The sequence below is a fragment of the Streptomyces sp. adm13(2018) genome (genome assembly GCF_008042145.1).
Taxonomy (GTDB): domain Bacteria; phylum Actinomycetota; class Actinomycetes; order Streptomycetales; family Streptomycetaceae; genus Streptomyces.
In genome coordinates this window covers 1-1,253 of the sequence record NZ_RDBH01000344.1, presented here as the reverse complement: position 1 = coordinate 1,253, position 1,253 = coordinate 1, and the positions used below count along the sequence as shown (strand labels likewise).

The 1,253-nt window shown below is 76.0% G+C and carries 1 protein-coding gene; it reads left to right on the top strand.

The window, feature by feature from the left end:
• On the top strand, positions 1-1,192 hold a 1,192-nt coding region (locus tag EAO70_RS37460; RefSeq protein WP_222723527.1), incomplete at its 5' end, for an acyl-CoA dehydrogenase family protein.
• Between the last annotated feature and the right edge of the window lie 61 nt (positions 1,193-1,253).

Genomic DNA, 1,253 nt, shown 5'->3' with positions numbered 1-1,253 from the left:
CCGTACGAGGAGAACCATGCACGACGTCCAGGGCACCCCGCCCGCCCTCGCCGGCGAGGACCCGGCGGCCGGCCTCGTCCCGCTGCTGCGCGAGCACGCCGCCGCCACCGAACGGCGCCGGCGACTGGTGCCGGAGGTCGTGGACGGAATCGCCGCCGCCGGACTCTTCGGACTGGCCGTGCCCACCCGCCACGGCGGGGCCCAGGCCGGGCTGCCCGCCCAGGTACGGACCCTCGCCGAACTCGCCCGGGGGTGCGCAGCCACCGCCTGGACGCTGTCGATCTACCTCACCGGGTCCTGGCTGACCGGCCTCTTCCCCGAGGAGACCGGCGCCGAGGTGTTCGACGGCGCGGCCTCCCGTATCGCCGTCACCCTCAGCCCCTCCGGGGTGCTGACCGAGGGACCCGGCGGTCTGCGGCTCACCGGCCGGTGGGGGTTCAACAGCGGAGTGGCCGACTCCCACTGGGACGTCCTCGGCGCGTTCCGGCCCACCGCCGACGGGCGGGAGCACGTCCTGGTGCTGGTCCCGACCGCCGCGCTGACCGTCCACGACGACTGGTACGCCTCCGGACTCCAGGGCACCGGCAGCAGCTCGGTGGAGTGCGCGGACCTCCCGGTGCCCGCCGCGCGGGTGCTGCCCTTCCCGACCGGCGCGGCGGTGCCAGGCGGCGACCCCGACGCGGTCGGGCTCCCCCGGTACGAGGTGTTCCCGCTCTTCTCGACGCTCAACGCCGGTACGCCGCTGGGCATCGCGCGGGCCGCCGCCGACTTCCTCATCGAGCGGGCTCCGGGCCGGCCCGTCGCGTTCAGCGCCCACCAGGACCAGAGCCAGGACCCGCTCACCCACCGCAAGCTCGGCGAGGTGGACGTGAAACGGCGGCTGGCCGTACTGCTCGCCGACGACCTCGCGGACCGCACCGAGCGGCTCGCCCGCGCCCACCGGCCGCACACGCTCGCCGAGCGGTCCACCGCCCGGGCGTCCGCCGCGACCGTCGCCGCGCTGTGCCGGGAGGCGGTCGACCTGGTCGCCTCGGCGTGCGGCGCCTCCTCCGTCCGCGCCGACGTGCCCGTGCAGCGGATGCGCCGCGACATCCACGCGCTCTGTCTGCACGCCGGCCTCAACCCGGACACCGCACTGGAGCTCCAGGGCCGGATCCTGCTGGGCCAGACCCCGCAGACCACCTTCCTGTGACCGCTCCCCCCATCCCCGTACGACCCGCTCTGGAGGCGGCCATGTCAGCACCCACCCCGAC